Origin of the sequence: Streptomyces alkaliterrae (assembly GCF_007097205.2) — a bacterium.
GTDB classification, from domain to species: Bacteria; Actinomycetota; Actinomycetes; order Streptomycetales; family Streptomycetaceae; genus Streptomyces; species Streptomyces alkaliterrae.
The window spans coordinates 1-4,146 of the sequence record NZ_VJYK02000400.1 but is presented as its reverse complement, the minus strand read 5'-3'; the positions used below and the strand labels follow the sequence as shown (position 1 = coordinate 4,146).

Below are 4,146 nucleotides of genomic sequence, written 5' to 3'. Positions count from 1 at the left end.
GGTGTGGGGCGGGTGCGGGTGCGGCAGGGGCGCCGGCCGGTCCGCCCTCTCTCCGGTCCGGACCGGCAACGCCTACACCAGGCAGGACCCCCAAGACGGCGCGCGTCGGACAGGACGCCTACGACGCCGCGGTCACCGACCGGGAGCGCCTCCGCTCCTTCGAACGTATGTGAGGAGCAAGCGAGAAGTGACCCAGACCGACACCAGGACAGACCCGGACCTCGAAGGCGGCCCCGAGTCGCACACGATCCTCAACCCGGCCACCGAGGAGATCATCGCCACCGTCCCCGCGACGCCGGCCGCCGCGGTCGCCGACGCGGTCCGCCGCGCCGAGTCGGCCCAACGGGTGTGGGCCGCCCTGCCGCCCGGTGACCGGGCCCGGGTACTGCGCCGCTTCGCCGTCCAGGTGGACGAGGCGATCGAGGAACTGGCCGCACTGGAGGTCCGGGAGGCCGGACACCCGGTCGCCGGCGCCCGCTGGGAGGCCGGCAACGTCCGCGACGTGCTGGACTACGCCGCTGGCGGCGTGGAACGACTCACCGGCCGGCAGATCCCGGTCCCCGGCGGGGTGAACCTCACCTTCCAGGAACCACTCGGCGTCGTGGCCGTCATCGCCCCGTGGAACTTCCCCATGCCGATCGCCGCCTGGGGGGCCGCCCCCGCGCTCGCCGCCGGCAACGCCGTACTGCTCAAACCCGCCGAGACCACCCCGCTGACCGCCCTCCGCCTGGCCGAACTCGGCCTGGCCGCAGGGCTGCCCGAAGGGCTCTTCCAGGTACTGCCGGGTGCCGGCGAGGTCACCGGCCGGGCGCTGGTGGACCACCCCGGCGTCGCGAAGGTGGTGTTCACCGGCTCCACCGCCGTGGGCCGCGAGATCATGGCGCGCTGCGCCCGGCGCGTCACACGCCTCACGCTCGAACTCGGCGGCAAGAGCCCGAACGTCGTCTTCGCCGACGCCGACGTGGAGGCGGCCGCCGCCGCGGCCCCCGGTTCCTTCCTGGACAACACCGGCCAGGACTGCTGCGCCCGCAGCCGCGTCCTCGTGCAGGCCGACGTCTACGACCGGTTCCTCGAACTGCTGGAACCTGCCGTGCTCGCCTTCCGCTGCGGTGACCCGACCGACCCCGCCACCGCGATGGGCCCGCTGATCTCGGCCGAACACCGCGAGCGGGTACGCGGCCACCTCCCGCAGGACGCCCCCGCCGCGATCCGCGGCGAGATCCCGGACGGCAAGGGCTTCTGGTACCCGGCGACCGTAGTCGAGGCCAGGCCGGAGGACCCGGTCGCGACCGCGGAGGTGTTCGGCCCGGTCGCCGCCGTGCTGCCGTTCCGCGACGAGGCGGAGGCGGTGCGGCTGGCGAACGCCACCGACTACGGCCTCTCCGGCTCGGTGTGGACCCGCGACGCCGGGCGCGCACTGCGCGTCTCCCAGGCGGTCCGGGCCGGCAACCTCTCCGTCAACTCGCACAGCAGCGTGCGCTACTGGACGCCGTTCGGCGGCTTCGGACAGTCCGGCCTCGGCCGGGAGCTCGGCCCCGACGCGCTGACCGCCTTCACCGAGACCAAGAACGTCTTCCTCGCCACCGACGCCTGACAGGACGGCGAGTGGCCTTCGACGACGCAGCCGGCTCCCCAATCGACGACGGCTCGACCCTCACGGGTCCGGCCGAGGGAACCGTATCCCAGCGCCCGGCGCCCGTACTCAGACCTCGTCCAGTTGTGCGCAAGTTCTCCGATGTCGCCCGAACACCGGGCATGCTGCCGCGAAAGCGGGGGGCTCACGTGACGGAGGAGAACGCATGAGGCTCGGTCGACGCCTGGAACGCAAGGGCAGGATCCCACCCCGGCTCATCGCGGTGACGATCACCGCGATGAGCCTCATCGTCATCGCGACGGTGGTGCTCGCCTTCCAGCAGGACAGCGGGAACGCCCACCCCAGCGACCCGGACAGCCTGCCGGCCGCCGCCCAGCCGCCGCAGGCCGCCGGCTCGGCCGGCACCGGGACGGGCGGCGCGCAGACCGGCGGCGCCGCCGCGCCGGGCGCGCCCGGCGCACCCGCCGAGGGCGAGGCCGGCGGCAACGGCACGTCCCAGAGCGCGGCCGGACCGGTCACCGAGGTCGACAAGAAGTTCCTCATCGCCGTGCGGCGGGCCGGCCTGTGGGAGATCCCGGCCGGCCGACTGGCCCAGACGAACAGCAACAACGAGGCCGTGAAGCGCGCCGGCCACCACCTCATCGACGGCCACGCCATGCTGGACCAGCTTGTCCGCGAGGACGCGAAGATCCTCGGAGTGCAGATCCCGAACGAGGCGTCCGAGGAGCAGCAGGGCTGGGTCGCGCAGATGAAGGCGGCCCGCGGCGCGGAGTTCGACCGGATCTTCGTCAACCTCCTCCGGGCCGCCCACGGCAAGGTCTTCGCGCTCATCGGCGAGGTCAGGGCCGCGACGCAGAACGACCTCATCCGCCGCCACTCCAAGGTGGCGAACGAGACCGTCCTGGACCACCTGGAGGTCCTGGAGGACACCGGGCTGGTCACCAAGGAGACACTCGAGGACGTCGAGGCCGCCGTCTCCTCCTGAGACAGGCGAGCTTCTGAGACAGGCGAGCTCCTGAGACAGCGGAGCCGGAAGCCGGAGAGGGCCGTGCCTCACAGGAAGGTGCGGCCCTCGCCCCGGTACGTCGGCACCACCTCGGTCACCCGGTCGCCCTCCACCAGGTGGAACCGGTCGAAGCGCTCGGCCAGTTCACCGGCCTTGGCGTGCCGGAACCACACCTTGTCGCCGATCAGCAGATCGTCCGCCGCCGCCCCGAGCAGCGGGGTCTGCACCTCACCGGCCTGCTCCATCGGGTCGTAGCGCAGCCCCTCCGGAAGGTACGGCGTGGGCAGTCGGTCCCGGCCGGCGGCGCCCGAGGCGGGATAGCCGCCACCCAGCACGGTGACGATCCCCACCCCCGGCCGACGCACCACCGGCTGGGCGAACAGGGCCGCCGGGCGGCCGGAGAAGGAGCTGTAGTGGTCGAACAGGCGGGGCAGCAGCAGCCCGGAGCCGGCGGCGATCTCGGTGACACACTCCTCGGCGGCGGTGTGCTGCACGCTGCCCGTGCCGCCGCCGTTGACGAACTCCAGGTCCGGCGCGACCTCCCGGACGGCCCGTACCGCCGCCGCCCGCCGCTCGGCCAGCTCCCGCCGGGCGACCTGCTGCATCAGCCGGATCGCGGCGGACCGCACGGGCCGCCCGGGCACCGCGTCCCCCACTCCGGCGACATGCCCCTCGTAGGCCATCACACCCACCAGCCGGAAGCCCGGCCGACGCACCACGGAACGGGCCAGCTCGGCGATCCGGTCGGGCGAGCGCAGCGGGGAGCGCAGTGCCCCGACCCGCAGCCGCCCGCCCAACAGCCGCAGCGAGGTGTCCAGTTCGAGACACACCCGGATCTCCTCGCGGCCGCCGTCCCTGGCCAGGTCGATGAGCGCCAGCTGAGCGGGATCGTCCACCATGACGGTCACCGCCCCGGCCAACCGTTTGTCGCCGGCCAACTCGGCGTACCCGGCCCGGTCGACGGAGGGGTACGCCAGCAGCACGTCCGGGACGCCCGACCCGGCCAGCCAGATCGACTCGGCCAGCGTGAAACTCATGACACCCGCGAACCCCTCGTGCGCCAGGGCGCGTTCGAGCAGGGCGCGGCACCTGACGGACTTGCTGGCGACTCGCACCGGCTTGCCGCCCGCCCGGCGGACCAGGTCGGCGGCGTTGTCGTCGAAGGCCTCCAGGTCCACAATGGCCAGCGGCGCGTCCAGCGCGGCGGTGGCCCGGTCGTACCTGGCCCGGTCGGCGGTGGGGTGCGGGTCGGTGGTGAGCACGCGGGCAGCTTGCCAGAGGAGTCGCCTCCAGCACAGCCCCGCCGGGCGCGGGTTGTTGTGCCGGGCCGCGAGCGCCGTAGAGTGACGCTCACGCCTCCGACCGGCCAACTGGCTGTTCAAGCGGCGTTGTCCGGACGAGTACGGCCCCTGAACTCCACTGCCGAGCGGGGTCTCGACATGCGCGAGGGGGAGCGGGTGAGCACAGACGCCGACGCCGCGCGTCCGCCGTTGCCGCCGCCACCACGGCCGGCGGGCCGACCGGTTCCGCCCAGGCCCGCCGGCCG

The 4,146-nt window shown here is 73.8% G+C and carries 3 protein-coding genes; 2 read left to right on the top strand and 1 reads right to left on the bottom strand.

The annotated features are described in order from the left end of the window. The first annotated feature begins 187 nt into the window (after positions 1–187). Positions 188–1,594, top strand: a complete 1,407-nt coding sequence (locus tag FNX44_RS24535; RefSeq protein WP_143651178.1) for an aldehyde dehydrogenase family protein — start codon at positions 188–190, stop codon at positions 1,592–1,594. A gap of 205 nt (positions 1,595–1,799) precedes the next feature. Then, a complete protein-coding gene (locus FNX44_RS24530) occupies positions 1,800–2,579 on the top strand; it encodes a DUF4142 domain-containing protein (RefSeq protein WP_228450179.1) in 780 nt (259 codons plus the stop codon). A 68-nt stretch (positions 2,580–2,647) separates the two neighbouring features. Here FNX44_RS24530 and FNX44_RS24525 read toward each other — a convergent pair whose 3' ends face one another. Further along, entirely contained in the window at positions 2,648–3,862 is a 1,215-nt protein-coding gene (locus tag FNX44_RS24525; protein ID WP_143651176.1) for an amino acid deaminase/aldolase, read from the bottom strand. Between the last annotated feature and the right edge of the window lie 284 nt (positions 3,863–4,146).

Excerpts from the sequence above, each read along its gene's own strand:
- FNX44_RS24530 (WP_228450179.1), top strand. The coding sequence starts at position 1,800 with ATGAGGCTCGGTCGACGCCTGGAACGCAAGGGCAGGATCCCACCCCGG.